A 16,442-nucleotide genomic window follows, 5' to 3' on the forward strand; every position below is an offset into this window, starting at 1 on the left:
GGGCTGTTACTCCGCCGCCTGCTTGAGGGTGCGGGGACGGAAGTCCTCCGGGAAATGGGTCAGCGCGCTCACCACCGGAAACGGGGTGAAACCTCCCAGTGCGCAGAGCGATCCGAATTTCATGGTCTCGCAAAGGTCGGTGACCAGTTCGATCTGGGCATCGACATTCTCGCCATCGACCTTGCCGGCGGCGATGCGGTCGATCACCTCCACGCCGCGCACCGCGCCGATGCGGCAGGGGGTGCACTTGCCGCAGGATTCCAGCGCGCAGAACTCGAAGGCGAAGCGGGCCTGCTTCAGCATGTCGACCGTGTCATCGAAGACGACGATACCTGCATGGCCGATCAGGCCGTCCGCGTCGGTGAAGGACTCGTAGTCGAAGATGGTGTCGAATTTCGAGGGCGGGAAGTAGGCGCCGAGCGGACCTCCCACCTGGACGGCGCGGATGGGACGACCGGTCAGCGTACCGCCGCCGATCTCCTCCACGATCTCGCCGAGCGGCAAGCCAAAGGCCGTCTCGAACAGGCCGCCGTGACGGACGTTGCCAGCGATCTGGATGGGGATGGTGCCGTGCGACTTGCCGACGCCGTAATCGCGGTAGAATTCCGCGCCCCTGTCGAGAATGATCGGGACGCTCGCCAGCGACATGACGTTGTTCACAACGGTCGGGCGGCCGAGGAAGCCCTCCAGCGCGGGCAGGGGCGGCTTGGCGCGCACCACGCCGCGTTTGCCTTCAAGCGAGTTCAGCAGCGAGGTTTCCTCCCCGCAGACATAGGCGCCGGCCCCCATGCGCACTTCCATGTCGAAGGCGCGGCCCGAACCCAGCACGTCCGGCCCGAGAACGCCGGCCTTGCGGGCGATGACGATTGCCTGTTCGACCGCCGCGATGGCGTCCGGGTATTCGGAACGCGTGTAGAGGTAACCCTTCGTGGCACCGGTCGCGATGCCGGCGATCGCCATGCCCTCGATGAGGACGAAGGGATCGCCCTCCATGATCATGCGGTCGGCGAAGGTACCGCTGTCGCCTTCGTCGGCGTTGCAGACGATGTATTTCTGATCGGCCGCGGCCTGAAGCACCGTGTTCCACTTGATGCCGGTGGGAAAGCCTGCGCCGCCGCGGCCGCGCAGACCGGACCGGGTGACCGTCTCCACGATCTCCTCCGGCGTCATTTTCACCGCGTTGCGCAGGCCGCGCAGTCCGCCGAATTCCTCGTAGCTTTGAAGCGAGTGCGGATCGGTGAGGCCGCAGCGGGCAAATGTCAGCCGCGTCTGCTTCTTGAGGAAGGGGATTTCCTCTGTCAGACCTTGCGAAAGCGCATGGTCGGCCCCGCTCTGAAATCCCGCATCGAACAGACCCGGCACGTCGGAGGGAGCAACGGGGCCATAGGCGATACGGCCCTTGAGCGTTTCGACCTCGACCATCGGCTCCAGCCAGTAGAGGCCGCGCGAACCGTTGCGCACGATCTCGACAGCCACGCCGCGCTGCGCCGCCTCGGCCGTGATCGCGGCGGCGATCTCATCGGCGCCAAGCGCCACGGATGCGGAATCGAGGGGGACAAATATCCGGGTCGTCATGCGCTCACCTCCTGGATCGCGGCATCCAGGCGGTCTTCGTCGAGGCGCGCGACGAGCTTGCCGTCCACGGTTGCCGCGGGTGCGGAGGCGCAAAGCCCGAGGCAGAAGACGGGTTCGAGCGTGACCGCACCGTTGGCTGACGTCTCGTGCCAGTCGAGGCCCAGGCATTGGCGGGCATGGTCGGCGAGCTTCTCTGCGCCAAGCGACTGGCAGGCCTCGGCCCGGCAAAGCCGGATGACATGGCGGCCGGCCGGCTTCTCGCGGTAGTCGTGGTAGAAGCTCATCACGCCATGAACTTCGGCGCGGCTGAGGTTCAGTTTTTTGGCAATGACGGGCAGCGCTTCGGCGGGCACGTAGCCATAAGCCTCCTGAACATCATGCAGGATGAGCAGGAGGGGCCCCTCCCGCTCCGCATATGCGTCGACCATTTCCGTCACACGTATTGCGACGTCCTCGGCGGAGGGCGGGTGAGTCATTGAGCGTCTCCCGTGCGCAGCTAATGTAGAATTCTTCTTAGCTAGTATGCGGCGCCAGCGAGCGCGGGTTCAATAAAGGTCTGCCGTTTCGCGATTGCACAATTCTATCGTTGCGCTGCGGGGAACTCGGAAACGGTCTTGGCCTGCTGCAGCAACGCGGCAATGACCGGCGTGTAGGGCTCCCGATAATTGGCAATGATTCCAACAGTATGTTCCGCATCCGGCGCCGTGATCGGCAGCGATCGGAGGGAGGGGAAAGAGGCGAAGGTCTCCACCAGTTTGGAGGGCATGATGCCGGACCATTTGCCGGTATGGATATGGCTGAACAGGGCAATGACCGAGTCCGACTCAAGCGTCGGTGCCGCGGTCACTCCGGCCTCCTCCAGGTGCCGGTCGACGATGCGCCGGTTCTGCATGTCTTCGGTCAAGAGGCACAATGGAAGGCTTGCTACCTCCGACCATGTGACGCTTTCGCGGTCGGCAAAGGGGCCGCTGTCGGTGGTCACGAAGCGGTAGTGTTCCTTGTAGAGGGGCACGGTCGTCACCTTTCCCAGCGGTTCGTTGTCGAGATAGGTGATGCCGGCATCGACCTCGAGGTTGATGACGAGCGACAGGATCTCGACCGAAGAGCGAGAGAGGATGGTGAAGCGAATGTCGGGGTGGCGTTCGCAGAAGGGCGCGGTGAGGTTCTTGACCATGGAAAGCGCGGTCGGGATGACGGCGATCCGCACATCGCCGGTAAGGCCGTGGCGCGCGGCATGCATCTCGTGCTGCATGGCGCGGGCATCGGAGACGATGCGCCGGGCCCAGTCGAGCACCCGCATGCCTTCCGGCGTCAGCCCCTGAAACCGCGAGCCGCGTCTGACGAGCTTGACGCCGAGCAGGTCCTCCAGATGCTTGATGCCGGCCGACAGAGTGGGCTGGGTGACGCGGCATTCCTCCGCCGCGTGGCCGAAATGCTTCTGCTTCGCCAGGGCGATGAACATTTCCAGCTTGTCTATCATGGCGATGAACGCTCCAGACTGGCTCAGGGCCGCGCGAAGATCGGAGCACACCCTAGATCATATCTTTGTCGGATTGAATCGATCGGGTTGCCACGGTGTTCAGGGCGTCAGGCCCCGTAGGCGGGGGAAATGGGCCCGGGCCGTCCGCGGGTAAGATGGTGCCTCAGCGCCAGCCGATCGCGCGGGCGGCCTCCATGGCAAGCGGTGCAAAGCGTGCGCTGAAGGTATCCGGCGACCATTCGGCGAGGGAGCCTGCCACGTGGATGGCCGCCTGCGGCCGACCATCGGAGTTCAGGATCGCGACGCCGATGGCGATCTCTCCCGCCTGGATCTGCTCGATTGCCAGAGCATAGCCGTTCCCGCGGGCTTCATCGACCGCGGCGCGAATGGCCTGCGGGGTGACGTCCGTTTTCGGCGTATAGGGGCGGCGGTCGGAGCGCTCGATGATGTCGTCCACCTCGTCGTCGCCCATCGCAGCCATGATCGCGCGCCCGCCGGAGGTGCAAAAGACCGGCACGCTGTGTCCCACAAGGGTGGCGTAGAAGGTCTCGCGCTTTGATTGCAGCCGGGAGGCATAGACGAGGCGCAGATCGTCCAGCAGGCTGAGGTCGACCCGTTCGCGAACGTTGCGCCGCAGTTCCAGCAGCACGGGCGAGGCGCGTTCGACGAGCGGATTGAGGCGCAGGTGATCGAGCGCGTGGTCGAGGACGCGCAGGCCGGGCACATATCCGCGGTCGGCCGGGTCGCGCTCGATATAGCCCAGTTCCCGAAGCGTGAAGACGACGCGCTGCACCGCGCTTTTTCCCAGCCCGCAGGCCTGCGCGATCTCGGCGAGCGTCAGCGGCTTGTCGGCCTGGTGGAAGCTGGAAAGGACCCGGATGGCCCTCTCAATGGATTGAACAAAAAGGGGATCGGAAGAATTGGCGGTATCATTTGCGCGCAATCCGCGGTCCGGTTGCACATTATTGCTTCCCACTTCGCCTCCAAAACGGTCACTCGGTCCATTGACCCCGACGTAAAAACACCCTTACCGTAATAATCAATACGGTCGTATCGGCATGCAATACATCCTCGTGGCGCATCCGGCAACTCCGCAAGAATCCCAAATCAGGAATCCCACACCGGGGGCTTTCTCATCGATCTGTGCGTCTTTCTCCATCCCTGCCGCTCTTCTGGGCTCCTGTCTGCGTATCCGGGGATACGGCATCGGGAGCATCGGTGATCCGCTACCGAACGCGGATGCCGACGCGGTCCTCATGTCCGTGAAATTCAGGTAACACCATGGCCAAACGCGTCGCCATTGCCGGGTTTCTGCACGAAACCAATACGTTCGCCCCCTCGCGGGCGACACTGGCCGATTTCGTTCAGGGTGGCGGGCATTTGCCCATGTGCCGGGGGACGGAAATCCTGGCGCGGGCGCGCGGCGTGAATGTCGGCATCGCCGGCGCCATCGAGGTGGCGGAGCGCAAGGGATGGTCGGTGGAGCCGCTGCTTTGGGCCGGCGCCATCCCGTCCGCCCATGTCGAGGTGGCGGCCTTTGAGGGGATCGCCGGCGAAATGCTTGATCGCCTCGCAAGTGCGGGGCCGGTCGACGGCGTTTATCTCGATCTGCACGGCGCCATGGTGTGCGAGCATCTGGACGATGGCGAAGGTGCGCTCATCGAGCGTGTGCGGAAACTCGTCGGGCCCGACGTGCCGATCACGGTCAGTCTCGATCTGCACGGCAACGTGACGGCGCGGATGGTGGAAAATGCCGACGTGCTGGTGGCTTATTGCACTTATCCGCACGTGGACATGGCGGAGACCGGCCGGCGGGCGGCGGAACAGCTCGACACCCTGATGGCGCGGGCGCGTCCCTTTGCCAAGGCTTTCCGCCAGTTGCCCTATCTGATCCCGATCCCGTGGCAGTACACCGGGCAGGAGCCGGCCAAAGGGATCTATCAGGCCGTCCGGGACGCGGAAGATGGGGCAGTCGTCAGTGCGTCCTATCTGATGGGCTTTCCGGCGGCGGATTTCGAAGATTGTGCGCAGAGCGTGCTCGCCTACGCGTGGACGCAGGAGGAAGCGGATCGCGCCGCAGATGCGCTTTGCGGCCGGATTCTCGCCAGCGAGGCGGATTTCGCCGGGCGCGCTTACGATGCGGACGAAGGAGTGCTCGAGGCGATGCGGATCGCGCAAGGCGCAAGCCGGCCCGTCGTCATCGCGGATACGCAGGACAATCCCGGCGCGGGCGGCAATTCCGACACGACGGGAATGTTGCGGGCGCTGGTGCGCAACAAGGTGGAACGTGCCGCCATCGGCCTGATCGTCGATCCGGAGGCTGCGAAATTCGCGCATGAGGCGGGCGAGGGCGCATGGGTGAGCCTGGCGCTCGGCGGCAAATCTGGCATTGCGGGCGATGAGCCGTTCGAGGCGGGGTTCCGGGTGGAAGCTCTGTCCAACGGCCGGGTTCGGGCGAACGGGCCCTATTATGGCGGCACAACGCTGGAGCTTGGACCTTCCGCCTGCCTGTCGATCGGCGGGGTACGGGTTGTTGTCGCCAGCCGCAAAGCGCAACTTGCCGATCAGGCGATGTACAGGTTTGTCGGCATCGAGCCGCGCGATCAGGCTATCCTGGTGAACAAGAGCTCGGTCCATTTCAGGGCCGATTTCGAGCCGATTGCGGAGACCATACTGGTCTGCACCGCGCCCGGGCCGATGGCACTCGATCCCGCCGATCTGCCGTGGACCCGGCTGAAACCCGGGATTCGGCTGTCGCCGAAGGGGGCCGCCTTCAAGGCGGACATGAGAAAGGAAGAGCCTGCCTGAGCCCGTTTCGACACGGGTGACGGCATGAAGACAGAGGGGCGAACGTCCACTTTTTACCGGCAGTGACAAGGCCGGTGATAAATAACAACACCGCGAGATTCACCTTTAACCGGATGAGGGAAGACGATGTTGAGTGAGACGGACAGGATCCAGGGGGATGACCGACGCGCGTCTTCGCGGCGATGGAAGATGGCGGCACGTCATGTCGCCGTCGGTCTAATGGCTGGCGTTATGCTGGCGGGAGCGGGGCTCGGCACGGCCGCCCAGGCTGCGGAGAAGACCATCACGGCGGTCATGCATTCCGGCCTTCGGGTGCTCGACCCGATCATCACCACCGCCCATATCGTGCGCGATCATGGCTACATGATCTACGACGTGCTGGTGGCGCAGGACCATACGTTCACGCCGAAGCCGCAGATGGCCGACTGGACGATCTCGGATGACAAGACCGTCTACACCTTCACGCTGCGCGACGGGCTGAAGTTCCATGACGGCAAGCCGGTGACGGCGGCCGATGCTGTCGCCTCGCTGAAGCGCTGGGGACAGCGCGATTCCGGCGGCCAGCTCATCTTCGACGTTACCGACAGCCTTGAGGCCAAGGACGACAAGACCATCGTGTGGACCCTGAAGGAGCCCTATCCGCCACTTCTCGACACGATCTCCAAGCAGTCGGCCATCCCGCCCTTCATCATGCCGGCAAGTGTCGCGGCGACGCCGCCGGACCAGGCCATCACCAACTACATCGGCTCCGGCCCGTTCCGCTTCGTGGAGAGCGAGTACCAGCCCGGCGTCTCGGTCACCTACGAGAAATTCGCGGACTATGTGCCGCGCGACGAGCCGTCCGACTGGATGGCAGGCGGCAAGGTGGTGAATGTCGACAAGGTGAAGTGGGTGACGATGCCCGACGCCCAGACCACCATCAATGCGCTGCTGTCCGGCGAGATCGACTATCAGGAACAGGTGCCGGTCGACCTGCTGCCGATCCTGCAGGCGAGCGAGGACGTGACGGTGGAGGTGCGCGATCCGCTGGGCTTCCAGTCCATCGGACGGATGAACTTCCTCTATCCGCCCTTCGACAACGTGAAGATCCGCAAGGCGGCGATGATGGCGCTGAGCCAGCAGGACATCATGGGCACGCTGGTCGGAAATCCCGACTACTACAAGATTTGCGGCGCGATGTTCGGCTGCGGGACGCCGCTCGAGGACGAGACGGGCGCCGATACGCTGATCAATGGCGGCGACATCGAGGGAGCGAAGAAGCTTCTCAAGGAGGCCGGCTATGACGGAACGCCCGTCGTGCTGATGCAGCCGACGGACGTGCCGACGATCTCCGCCCAGCCGATCGTCGCGGCGCAGGCGCTGCGCAATGCCGGCTTCACCGTCGACATGCAGCCGATGGACTGGCAGACACTGGTCACCCGTCGTGCCAGTCAGGCGAAGCCCTCGGAAGGCGGCTGGAACCTGTTCTTCACCAACTGGGCGGTGCCGGAGATCAACTCGCCGCTGATCAGTCCGATGCTGAACGGACGCGGCAACGATGCGTGGTTCGGCTGGCCGACCGACGAGAAGCTGGAAAGCTTGCGCAAGGAGTTCATCGCGGCGCAGACGCCGGAAGAGCGCAAGGCGGTCGCCCACAAGATCCAGGCGCATGCGATGGATGTCGTCAACTACATCCCACTCGGCCAGTTCCTGTCGCCGCAGGCGCGTTCCAACAAGCTGACCGACATGATCCAGTCGCCGGTGCCGGTGTTCTGGGGCATCAAGAAGGCCGACTGAGCGCGGGCGTTCCGCCGCATTCCGCGGATCGCCGAAATATCGTCAGTATCCGCAATGAGTTGGCGGCGGGCTGCCTCGCGCCCGCCGCCCCTCCCGATCTTCTTTCCCGCTTCGTTGCCAAGGATCCTGCGGCCGATGATTGGCTACATTTTCAGACGAGTCCTGGCGGTCATTCCGGTCATGCTGATCGTCGCCGTTTTCGTCTTTCTTCTCCTGAGACTGACACCGGGCGATCCGGCGGCGATCCTCGCCGGCGATGCCGCGACGCCGGCGCAGCTTGAACGCATCCGCACGTCGCTCGGGCTCAATGAACCCATCTACGTCCAGTTCACGACATGGGTTGACCAGCTTCTGCACGGCAATCTGGGGATCTCGCTCATTTCCAACACGCCTGTTTCTCAGATGATCGGGCAGCGGATCTGGCCGACGATCAACATCGCCATCCTGACGATCATTCTGTCGGTCGTGATCGCCGTGCCGATGGGCGTGGTCGCGGCCTGGCGGCACCGTACATGGGTTGACTATGCGGTGATGAGCTTCTCGGTGCTGGGCTTTTCCGTGCCGGTCTTCGTCATCGGCTACGTGCTGATCAAGTTCTTTTCCATCGACTTGCGCTGGCTGCCGGTGCAGGGCTACACGCCGCCATCACAGGATTTCGGCAAGTTTCTCTCTCGCGCCATCCTGCCGTGCCTGACGCTTGCGACCATCTACGTCGCGCTGATTGCGCGCATGACGCGGGCGAGCCTGCTGGAGGTGCTCGGCGAGGATTACATCCGCACCGCGCGGGCCAAGGGTGTGAAAGAGCGGGTCGTGCTCTTCCGGCATGCGCTTTCGAATGCGGCGGTGCCTATCCTCACCATCATCGGCACGGGTTTCGCGCTGCTCATAGGTGGCGTGGTGGTGACCGAGAGCGTCTTCAATATCCCCGGCGTCGGGCGCCTTACCGTCGATGCGATCCTGGCGCGTGACTATCCGGTCATCCAGGGCATCATCCTGCTGATGAGCGGCACTTATGTGTTCATCAATCTGCTGATCGATCTTTCCTACAGCTTCTTCGACCCGAGGATCCGCTACTGATGCCAGCCGCTCCTCAACACGCTCCTCAACCCGTTTCCGGCATGCAGACCGTGCTTGGCGTGCTGTCGCTGCCGAAGGGCCTGCGGTTGGGCGCCGGACCGGCGATCGCCGCACTCGTGCTCGCGATCATCGTCATCGCGTCCATCGCGGCGCCGCTCTACATCCCCCACGATCCACTCGCCATCGATGCGCTTCACCGGCTCAAGGGCTCCAGCGAGGCCTATCTCCTGGGCACGGACGCCTACGGCCGGGATGTGTTCTCGCGGGTGATGATGGGCGGGCGCGTCTCGCTCTTCATTGGCGTCGGTGCGGCGGTGGTCAGCGTCGCGCTGGGGCTTTTCATCGGCCTCGTCTCGGGCTTCTTCCGCGCCGCCGATGCGGTGATCATGCGGATCATGGATAGCCTGATGGCGATCCCCTCGATCCTGCTGGCGATCGCGCTCGTCGCGCTCAACGGGCCGAGCCTGTGGTCGGTCATCAGCGCCATCACCATCCCGGAAATCCCGCGCGTCGTAAGGCTCGTGCGCTCCGTCGTGCTGTCGGTGCGCGAGGAGCCCTATGTCGAGGCCGCGATCGCGCTGGGGTCCTCCATGCCGAAGATCCTGTGGCAGCACCTGATGCCCAACACGCTGGCGCCGCTCATCGTGCAGGGCACCTATATCTGCGCCTCCGCCATTCTCGTTGAGGCGATCCTCTCGTTCCTGGGCGCGGGGGTGAGCACCGAGATCCCGACCTGGGGCAACATCATGGCCGAGGGCCGGCTCTACTTCCAGATCAAGCCGATGCTGATCTTCTGGCCGGGGCTGATGCTGTCGCTGTGCATCCTGTCGATCAATCTCCTTGGCGATACCGCGCGCGATCTCCTCGATCCGCGCCTGAAGAAGCGGGAGGCGTGAGCGATGGAGTTCAAGTCCCGCAATTTCGATGAAGCGCCGACGGTCCTCCGGATCGAGAACCTTACGGTTCGGCTCGCCGGCAATGCCGATGCCCGGCCGATCCTCGATCGCATCTCGCTGACGATTCGCGCGGGAGAGACGGCCTGTCTCGTCGGAGAAAGCGGATCTGGCAAGTCGGTGACCTCGCTTGCGACAATGGGGCTGCTGCCGAAGGGCGTGCTGGAGGTTGACGGCGGACGGATCGTGCTGGGAGACAAGAACCTGCTCGATCTTTCTGCGCAGTCGATGCGCGACGAACGCGCAAGCCACCTCTCCATGGTTTTCCAGGAGCCGATGACGGCGCTCAATCCTGTGATCCGGGTCGGCGCGCAGATCGAGGAGGTGCTCGACGCCCACGTCCGGCTGCCCAAGCGCGAGAAGAAACGCCGGGTGCTCGACATTCTCGAACAGGTTCATCTGCCGGATGTGGAGCGGATCTATGCGTCGTTCCCGCACCAGCTTTCCGGCGGCCAGCGCCAACGCATCATGATCGCGATGGCGCTGATCCTGGAGCCGCAGCTTCTCATCGCCGACGAGCCGACGACTGCGCTCGATGTCACAACCCAGAAGCAGATCCTTAGTCTGATCGCTGAGTTACAGGAGAAGCATGGCACGGCGGTGTTGTTCATCACCCACGACATGGGCGTCGTCGCCGAGATCGCCGATACCGTGCATGTGATGAAGCACGGGCGGATCGTGGAGCAGGCGCCGGCGGGAGTTCTTCTTCGCGCGCCGAAGGAAGATTATACCCGCGACCTGCTGCGCGCGGTGCCGAGCCTCGTGCCGCGACCGCCGCGGGTGGATGCGGGCGGAGATCCGGTTCTGCGCGTCGCCGGACTGATGAAATATTACGCGCGCGGCGGCTGGTTCGTGAGCCGCGAGCCGACGAAGGCGGCGCGCGATGTATCTTTCACCATTTCGCGCGGGCGCACGCTCGGCATCGTCGGCGAGAGCGGGTCGGGCAAGTCCACCGTCGCGCGCTGCATCATGCGGCTGATCGATCCGACGGACGGGTCCATCAAGGTGGCCGACAGGGAGATTGCGAGGCTTACCCGCCAGCAGCTCAGGCCGCATCGCCGCCATATCCAGATCGTCTTCCAGGATCCCTTCCGCTCGCTCAATCCGCGCTGGACCATCGGGCAAAGCCTCGTCGAGGGCCCGCTCAACTGCGGTCAGGACCGGGCTGTCGCGATGGCGCGGGCGCGGGAACTGCTGGCGCTCGTCGGCTTGCCGGAAGATGCGATCGAGCGCTACCCGCACCAGTTTTCCGGCGGCCAGCGCCAGCGCATCGCCATTGCGCGCGCCATCGCCATGGAGCCGGACGTACTGGTGGCCGATGAGGCCGTCTCCGCGCTCGATGTCTCGGTGCAGGCGCAGGTGCTCGATCTGCTTGACGAATTGCAAAGGAAACTCGGGATCGCGATCCTGTTCATCACCCACGATCTGCGGGTCGCGGCACAGATCTGTGACGAAGTCGTCGTGATGCAGAAAGGGCGGATCGTCGAGCACGATACGGCGGCCAATGTGCTCGCCAATCCGCGCCATTCCTATACGCGTGCGCTCATCGAGGCGGCGCCCGGCCGCGGCTGGGACTTCGCCAACTTCCGGCCGCTGCCTTCCAAATCAAGCGAAATGCCAGCTATCCAGTCCCATACGGAGTGACCTTCATGACGATCCTGCCGAAAATCGCGAGCTTTGCGGAAGAGTTGACGGCTGTCCGGCGCGATATCCATGCGCATCCCGAAATCGGTTTCGAGGAGGAACGGACCTCGGGGATCGTTGCCGAATTGCTGGCCTCCTGGGGTATCGAGGTTCATCGCGGGATCGGCAAGACCGGCGTTGTCGGCGTCCTGCAGGGCAAGGGACCGGGAGGCCGCACCATCGGGCTGCGTGCCGACATGGATGCGCTGCCGATGGACGAACAGACCAATCTGCCCTTCGCCTCGCAGAACCCGGGTCGCTTCCATGGTTGCGGGCACGACGCGCACACCACCATGCTGCTGGGTGCCGCACGTTACTTGAGCGAGACGCGCGATTTCGACGGTCGCGTGGTCTTCATCTTCCAGCCCGCCGAGGAGGGGTTGGGCGGCGCGCGTGCCATGGTCGAGGACGGGCTTTTCAAGAAGTTCCCATGCGATGAAATCTACGGCATGCACAACGATCCCGGGGCGGATGAGAACACCTTCTCCATCAAGCCGGGTGTGGCGATGGCAGGTGCCAGCCTCTTCGACATCACGATCAACGGTGTCGGCAGTCACGCCGCGCATCCGCACCAGTCGCGCGATCCGATCGTCGTGGTGACGCAGCTGGTGCAGGCGTTGCAGTCCATAGTCAGCCGAAATGTGGACCCCAAGGAGCCGGCGGTTCTCTCCGTTACTCAGGTTCACTCCGGTTCCGCCTACAACGTGGTACCAGACAAGGCCACGATCGCCGGCACGATCCGCTATTTCTCCGACGATGTGCGCGATCTCATGCACGCGCGCGTGGAGCAGGTTTGCGCAGGCCTTGCGCAGAGTTTCGAGGTCGAGATCGAGGCGAAGGTCTGGCAGATGTTCACGGTTCTGAAGAACGATGCGGATCTTTCCGAGGCCTATCTGAAGGCGGCACAGGATGTCGTGGGGCAGGGGAATGCGCGCGTCGAGACCGCGCTCGTGACCGGCAGTGAGGATTTCGCCGACATGCTGGCTGTGGTGCCGGGCGCCTATTGCCGGATCGGCCACAAGGGATCGGTTCCGCTCCACAATCCCGGCTTCGTGGTCGATGACGACATGTTGCCGGTCGGGGCCTCGATCATGGCGCGCCTCATCGAAACGCGTCTGCCGCTCTAGTTTTTCCAGCATGTTCTGCCGAGGTGATTGCCATGGACTACAAGGCCCTGCCTTTCGATACCGACGAGATGATCGCCGGCCTGAGACCCTGGATCGAGTGCGAGAGCCCGACCCACGATGCGGCGGCCGTCGACCGGATGATGGATCTGGCGGCCTATGATTTTGCGGCTGCGGGTGCCGAGATCGAGCGCATTCCCGGGCGCATGGGCTTCGGTGGGTCGCTGCGCGCGAAGTTTCCCCACAAGGACATCGGCAAGCCCGGCATCCTGATCAGCGGGCATCTCGATACCGTCCACCCCATGGGCACGCTCGATGTGCTGCCTTTCAAGGTGGAAGACGGATGCTGCTATGGGCCGGGAATCCAGGACATGAAGGCCGGCAACTTCGTTTCGCTGGAAGCGCTGCGCCAGCTTGTGAAGGCGGGCGTCGAGACGCCGCTTCCCGTGACGGTGCTGCTGACGCCCGACGAGGAGGTCGGAACGCCGTCGACCCGCAATCTCATCGAACAGGAAGCGGCCAAGAGCAGGTACGTCATCGTGCCGGAGCCGGCGCACCATGACGGTTCCGCGGTGACCGGGCGCTATGCCATCGCGCGGTTCAACATCAAGACGACCGGGCGTCCGAGCCATGCCGGGTGGTCGCTCAAGGAGGGACGCTCTGCGATCGCGGCCATGGCGCGCAAGATCCTCGAGATCGAGGCGATGACGACGGACGACTGCACTTTTTCCGTCGGCGTCATCCATGCCGGGCAGTGGGTCAACTGCGTTTCGTCCTCCTGCGAGGCGCAGGTGCTTTCGATGGCCAAGCGCCAGCATGATCTCGACGAGGGCGTGAAGCGCATGCTGGCCTTTTCCGGCGAGGAAAACGATGTGATCATCGAGGTCACGCGGGGAGTGACGCGGCCGGTGTGGGAGCCGGATGAGGGCACGATGGCGCTTTACGAAGTGACCAAGGAGATCGCCTCGGAAATCGGCTTCGATCTGCCCCATTGCAGCGCGGGCGGCGGATCCGACGGCAATTTCACCGGCGCGATGGGCATTCCGACCATCGATTCCGTCGGCGTGCGCGGCAAGGGGCTGCATACGCTCAACGAGCACATCTATGTCGACAGTCTCGTGGAGCGGGCGCAACTGATCGCCGGGCTCGTGCTCCGGCTGAGGTGAGTGGATTGAGCCACAAGGGTGCGCTCGCCGCGGCCGGGTTAAGGTCCGGTGTGTGGATCTGACAGGGGAGGACTGTCCTATGCGTGCGGTATCGATGCTGTTGAGCTGGTTCGTGTTGCTTTTGCCGCTGGCAGCGCCTGCGAGTGCGGCCGGAGTGGACGAGAAAGCCCTTTACAGCGCCGTCACCTTTGTCACTGGACAGCGCGAGGAGACGAGGCGGCCCGGCATCGAGGAAACGTTCCGGCAGGTGCTCGTGAAGGTCACGGGCACCTCGCATATTTTACAGGACGAAAGGCTTGGGGCCGAGATCGGTCGCGCCGGCGATTATGTGGCGAGCTATAGCTATCGCGACCGCATGGAAGGGATCCCTCACCACGACGAACAGGGATCGCGGGACCGCCCCTATGATCTGACGGTCCATTTCGAACCGGAGAAGATCGATACGCTGATCACTGATCTCGGCTTCGAGAAGTGGCCGCTGCCCCGGCCGGTGATCACGCCTCTGGTGAAGGTCGAGTTTCAGGGCAACGGTTTCTTTCTGACAAACGATGGGGCTGAGGGAAACGGGCAGCGCGACGCGCTTCTTGCGGAAGCCGACAAGCGGGGTCTGACCATCGCGCTGCCGGATGTTGCGACGCTTGCGGCGGTCGATGTCGGCTCGATGGATGCGGACAATCCGCCCGCCTCGACGCTCGCCGATCTGGCGAGACGTTCCGGCGGCGACGTCATCCTGAACGGCATTCTGACGTGGGATGCGGAGAAGCTTCTTTGGAAGGCGCGCTGGAGCATCGCCTACGACGGATCCGCAAAGCTTTGGGACGAGGCGTCCACGACCTTCGACGCGGCCTTTCGCGACGGGTTGGGAGGTGCGAGCGAATTGTTGCGTCAGGCGCGATAGGGCGCGTTTGGGTCAAAGCCGTGACGCGGTCCGCCCGGAGCAGCCGAAGCGGGCAGCGCTTTCATGCCGAAGGCCCGGCCTTGCTGCCACGGCGCTCCTCACGCAGCAGGTAGACGCCGGCGGCAAGCGACATCAGCGCCAGGGCAAACCACGTGAGCGCGTAGGAAAGGTGGTGGTTGTAGAAGCTGACCTTGGTCAGTCCGCCCACCGGATAGACGCCCGGATTGGGCGCCGCGTCGGCGTCGATGAAGTAGGGGGCGACGTCCGTCAGACCTTGCGCTTTCGCGATCGCCCGCACATCGCGGGAATACCAGCGTCCCTTTGCCGGTTCGTTGGAGCGCAGGAAACCGCCCTTCGGCTCGCTGATGCGCAGCAATCCCTGAACGGCGACTGTACCGTCGATCTTCCGGCCTTCGTTCCGGCTTGCAGGATCCTTGCGGTCGGGTGGAATGAAGCCGCGGTTTACGAGCACGGTGAAGCCGCGCTCGCTCTTGAAGGGCGTCATGACCCAATAGCCGCTGCCAAGGTCGGTCGTGGCGCGCACGAGCGTTTCGTGGTCGTCGAGAAAGCGGCCTGTCACCCGGACGTGGCGGTATTCGTCGCCGTCGCGGGAAATCGTCGGCCAGGCGTCCGGGCCGGGAGCGGGGGCGGCGGGCTGGTGGACGCGGGTTTCGACCCGGTCGATCAGATCGAGTTTCCAGGCTCTGCGCTGGATCTGCCAGACGCCGAGTGCGGTGCCGCCGATCAGCCCGGCAAGGATGAGGACGCCCAGCAGTATGAGCGTCCCCCTGTTTCGATGACGGCGCGGGGCCGGCGCGTCGCCGCCACCGGATCCCGCGCCGTCATGGGTGTTCTTCACGGCAACTGGCTCATGTCGTGTTGGGGCATCATGTTGACGTTCAGGTGGTACATGACCCACAGCGAGCCGGCCAGCGTGATCGCCACGACGATGATCGTGAAAATCAGCGAAAGCAGGTTCCAGCCGCCTTCCGACCTGGCGTCCATGTGCAGGAAGTAGATCATGTGGACCACGATCTGGACGACCGCCATGGCCATGACGATGCCGACGGTGGTGTGATTGTCCAGCGTCCCGGTCATGACGAGGTAGAAGGGGATCGCCGTCAGGATGACGGAGAGGATGAACCCCTTCATGTAGCCGCCGAGCGTCGCGTGCGCGGGGGCGGTGTCGTGGTGGTCGCCGTGGGGATCCCCATGGCTGTCCCCATGGCTGTCCCTGGGGGCGTCCATGACGTGCTCTTCAGCGCTCATCGCAGCATTCCCATCAGATAGACAAAGGTGAAGACGCCGATCCAGACGACGTCCAGGAAGTGCCAGAACATGCTGAGGCACATCAGCCGGCGGCGGTTGGCTTCCACAAGACCATGCTTGGCGATCTGGGTCACCAGCGTGAAGATCCAGACGATGCCGAAGGTCACGTGCAGGCCGTGGGTGCCGACCAGCGTGAAGAACGACGACAGGAAGGCGCTGCGCTGTGGCGTGGCGCCTTCGTGGATCAGCTCCGAGAACTCGAAGAGCTCGATGGAGATGAAGGCGAGGCCGAACAGCGCGGTGATCAGCAGCCAGGTCTGGGTGCTCTTCCGGTTGCGGTTCTGCATCGCGATGACGGCAAAACCGTAGGTGATGGAGGAGAGCAGCAGCATGGAGGTGTTGAGAGCGACCAGCGGCAGCTCAAACAGATCCTTCGGCGCCGGCCCGGCAGCATAGTTGCCGCCGAGAACGCCATAGGTCGCGAAAAGGACTGCGAAGATCAGGCAGTCGCTCATCAGGTAGATCCAGAACCCCAGCAGCGTGCTGGAGCCTTCCGGATGGGTGTGCTCGGTTTCGTGGTGGTAGATGCGCGTTGCGGTGTCCTGCGCGGCGCTTGCAGTTGCTGTCATGTGA

General features: G+C 64.0%; 15 protein-coding genes. 8 read left to right on the forward strand and 7 right to left on the reverse strand.

What is annotated here, in order from left to right; translation table 11 throughout:
* Nucleotides 1-6: 6 nt before the first annotated feature.
* The 4 genes from V2L18_RS08315 to V2L18_RS08330 form a co-directional block, all read right to left on the reverse strand.
* Nucleotides 7-1,575: an NADH-quinone oxidoreductase subunit NuoF gene (locus tag V2L18_RS08315; RefSeq protein WP_336177648.1), complete on the reverse strand. Its 1,569-nt coding sequence runs from the start codon at nucleotides 1,573-1,575 to the stop codon at nucleotides 7-9.
* Nucleotides 1,572-2,003, reverse strand: a complete 432-nt coding sequence (locus V2L18_RS08320) for a formate dehydrogenase subunit gamma (protein ID WP_336177740.1) — start codon at nucleotides 2,001-2,003, stop codon at nucleotides 1,572-1,574. Before V2L18_RS08320 ends, V2L18_RS08315 begins: the two co-directional genes overlap by 4 nt.
* Before the next feature lie 152 nt (nucleotides 2,004-2,155).
* Nucleotides 2,156-3,055 carry a LysR family transcriptional regulator gene (locus tag V2L18_RS08325; RefSeq protein ID WP_336177649.1) on the reverse strand — a complete coding sequence of 300 codons (900 nt, stop codon included), beginning with the start codon at nucleotides 3,053-3,055 and terminating at the stop codon, nucleotides 2,156-2,158.
* Nucleotides 3,056-3,218: 163 nt separating this feature from the next.
* Nucleotides 3,219-3,998 (reverse strand): IclR family transcriptional regulator, encoded by a 780-nt coding sequence (locus V2L18_RS08330; RefSeq protein WP_336177650.1) that lies wholly within the window; start codon nucleotides 3,996-3,998, stop codon nucleotides 3,219-3,221.
* A gap of 338 nt (nucleotides 3,999-4,336) precedes the next feature.
* On the opposite strand from V2L18_RS08330, the gene V2L18_RS08335 reads away from it, so the two are divergent.
* The 8 genes from V2L18_RS08335 (at nucleotide 4,337) to V2L18_RS08370 (ending at nucleotide 14,540) form a co-directional block, all read left to right on the forward strand.
* Entirely contained in the window at nucleotides 4,337-5,863 is a 1,527-nt protein-coding gene (locus V2L18_RS08335) for a M81 family metallopeptidase (RefSeq protein ID WP_336177652.1), read from the forward strand.
* Nucleotides 5,864-6,052: 189 nt separating this feature from the next.
* Entirely contained in the window at nucleotides 6,053-7,639 is a 1,587-nt protein-coding gene (locus V2L18_RS08340) for an ABC transporter substrate-binding protein (protein WP_336177654.1), read from the forward strand.
* Between the two features lie 135 nt (nucleotides 7,640-7,774).
* Nucleotides 7,775-8,716: an ABC transporter permease gene (locus V2L18_RS08345; protein ID WP_336177656.1), complete on the forward strand. Its 942-nt coding sequence runs from the start codon at nucleotides 7,775-7,777 to the stop codon at nucleotides 8,714-8,716.
* Between the two features lie 41 nt (nucleotides 8,717-8,757).
* Nucleotides 8,758-9,612: an ABC transporter permease gene (locus tag V2L18_RS08350; protein ID WP_336177741.1), complete on the forward strand. Its 855-nt coding sequence runs from the start codon at nucleotides 8,758-8,760 to the stop codon at nucleotides 9,610-9,612.
* Between the two features lie 3 nt (nucleotides 9,613-9,615).
* Entirely contained in the window at nucleotides 9,616-11,313 is a 1,698-nt protein-coding gene (locus V2L18_RS08355; RefSeq protein WP_336177657.1) for an ABC transporter ATP-binding protein, read from the forward strand.
* A 5-nt stretch (nucleotides 11,314-11,318) separates the two neighbouring features.
* Nucleotides 11,319-12,479 (forward strand): M20 aminoacylase family protein, encoded by a 1,161-nt coding sequence (locus V2L18_RS08360; protein WP_336177658.1) that lies wholly within the window; start codon nucleotides 11,319-11,321, stop codon nucleotides 12,477-12,479.
* 32 nt (nucleotides 12,480-12,511) lie between these two features.
* Nucleotides 12,512-13,642: a M20/M25/M40 family metallo-hydrolase gene (locus V2L18_RS08365; RefSeq protein ID WP_336177660.1), complete on the forward strand. Its 1,131-nt coding sequence runs from the start codon at nucleotides 12,512-12,514 to the stop codon at nucleotides 13,640-13,642.
* Nucleotides 13,643-13,721: 79 nt separating this feature from the next.
* The gene (locus tag V2L18_RS08370) at nucleotides 13,722-14,540 is read left to right on the forward strand and encodes a DUF2066 domain-containing protein (protein ID WP_336177662.1); all 819 of its coding nucleotides are present in this window, start codon (nucleotides 13,722-13,724) and stop codon (nucleotides 14,538-14,540) included.
* 61 nt (nucleotides 14,541-14,601) lie between these two features.
* Here the strand turns inward: V2L18_RS08370 and V2L18_RS08375 are convergent, their stop codons facing one another.
* The 3 genes from V2L18_RS08375 to cyoC form a co-directional block, all read right to left on the reverse strand.
* Nucleotides 14,602-15,318: an SURF1 family protein gene (locus V2L18_RS08375; protein ID WP_336177743.1), complete on the reverse strand. Its 717-nt coding sequence runs from the start codon at nucleotides 15,316-15,318 to the stop codon at nucleotides 14,602-14,604.
* Between the two features lie 77 nt (nucleotides 15,319-15,395).
* Nucleotides 15,396-15,809: a cytochrome o ubiquinol oxidase subunit IV gene (cyoD, locus tag V2L18_RS08380; protein ID WP_336177663.1), complete on the reverse strand. Its 414-nt coding sequence runs from the start codon at nucleotides 15,807-15,809 to the stop codon at nucleotides 15,396-15,398.
* Nucleotides 15,806-16,438 (reverse strand): cytochrome o ubiquinol oxidase subunit III, encoded by a 633-nt coding sequence (gene cyoC, locus V2L18_RS08385; RefSeq protein WP_336177664.1) that lies wholly within the window; start codon nucleotides 16,436-16,438, stop codon nucleotides 15,806-15,808. Before cyoC ends, cyoD begins: the two co-directional genes overlap by 4 nt.
* Nucleotides 16,439-16,442 lie beyond the last annotated feature (4 nt).

The sequence above is a fragment of the Breoghania sp. JC706 genome (genome assembly GCF_037026715.1).
GTDB lineage: Bacteria > Pseudomonadota > Alphaproteobacteria > Rhizobiales > Stappiaceae > Breoghania.